The organism is Paenibacillus baimaensis, assembly GCF_025567575.1.
This window is the reverse complement of record NZ_JAOQIO010000062.1, coordinates 1-1,489: the sequence shown is the minus strand read 5'-3', so window position 1 is coordinate 1,489 and position 1,489 is coordinate 1. Positions and strand designations below refer to the sequence as shown.

General features: G+C 34.3%; 1 protein-coding gene. It reads left to right on the top strand.

The genetic code is table 11. The features are described from left to right. Positions 1-134 precede the first annotated feature (134 nt). On the top strand, positions 135-917 hold the full coding sequence (locus OB236_RS16000) for a zinc ribbon domain-containing protein (RefSeq protein ID WP_262684891.1): 783 nt from the start codon (positions 135-137) through the stop codon (positions 915-917). Positions 918-1,489: the final 572 nt, after the last annotated feature.

Genomic DNA, 1,489 nt, shown 5'->3' with positions numbered 1-1,489 from the left:
AAGATCAACCGGGTACATTAAGAAGTTACAATCTTTTACTTTTAGACCATTATCCTAATAATTCACCTGATTCTATAGACCTACTTATCTGAAGATGGTAGAATTATGTAAAAATATACGGATGGTGAAATAATTTGAATTGTAATAAATGCGGCAATGAAATTCAGGAAGACAGTGTTTTTTGTAATAAATGTGGGGAGAAAATTAATTCAACGTCTAACGATGAAGTAGCAGGTGCTAGTGAGATACAAAACATACCCCATATAGTTTCGAAATCCAAGTTTAATACAAAATTAATTGTATCGATTAGTATAATATTGGTTATTGCTTTATCTGCTGGTGGATGGTACTACTATGATTATTCAAAAAAACAGGAAGCAGCAATGAAAATTCAACGTGAACAAGCATATGAACAAGATTTAAAGAAAGTTGTATCGGATATGCTCAATACTTCGACTTTAGCGGAAAATATGATTAACACATATTCTAAAGTTTGGAGTGCATCTATAAAAATGACATTAGATGATAGTCGTATGGCTAGTGAATTAGGTATAAGCATTAGTGATGTACGTAAATACTTTAAAAATGACGATGTTGGGTATATCGCTTTTCAAGGACATTTTGATACTGCATTAAAAAAGATACATAACTATTATGAACAAATAGGGAAAAATGGGGAATTGGGGTCATCAAGGGAAGAAATTTCAAATTCTATAAGAAAATTAAACACTCCTCCTGAAAAATATAAAGATGCTTATAATATAGCATTTGAATTATATAGTAAATATGAAAATTATATCTCATTTGCTCTTTCTCCTAACGGTTCACTGACAACTTATAATCAGAAAGCAAATGAGTTATCGTCAAATGTTGTAACCAAAGTTAAAGAATTTGAAGTTAAATTACCATTGAAATAAATTGCATTTACTATCAGTTAGCACCCTAAATGAGAGCCCTGCAAAACGAATACAGATTCTGTAAGAAACAATCCAATGCCGTGAGGCATTGGATTTGTTGTATACTGGAAGAAAAGTAAAGAGAGTTGAACGGTTGTCCGTAAAGCTTATTATCAAGTTCAAGATCAGTTCTTGTCATCCGACATTAATTGTAGGAAGAATTCACATCCACAGGCAACTTGAGAAAGGATCGTATGCTTGAGATCCTGAATCAGTTGATGTTGATGCTGAAGTTCCTCACACCTTTAAGGAATACGGCAGCCTGCGTTACCCATCGAAGTTCGACAAAGTGTTCGATTTGTTGAAAGCGATGGGATGGGAAGCAGGTGGCTATCGGTGTTCGCCACTCCGCCGACAACAATTGTCGGGTGACAAGAAAGTAGTCCGATTGCTGACAAGGTCATATAATAAATTTAGTAAAGGGGACTAAAAAGCTAACGGGAGGATAGCGCAACGGCAGTTAATATTGCCAGCTTGAAATAAAACCGTCTGGACGGTATAATAATTAAGGGTGATATAATATGAAAACAAAA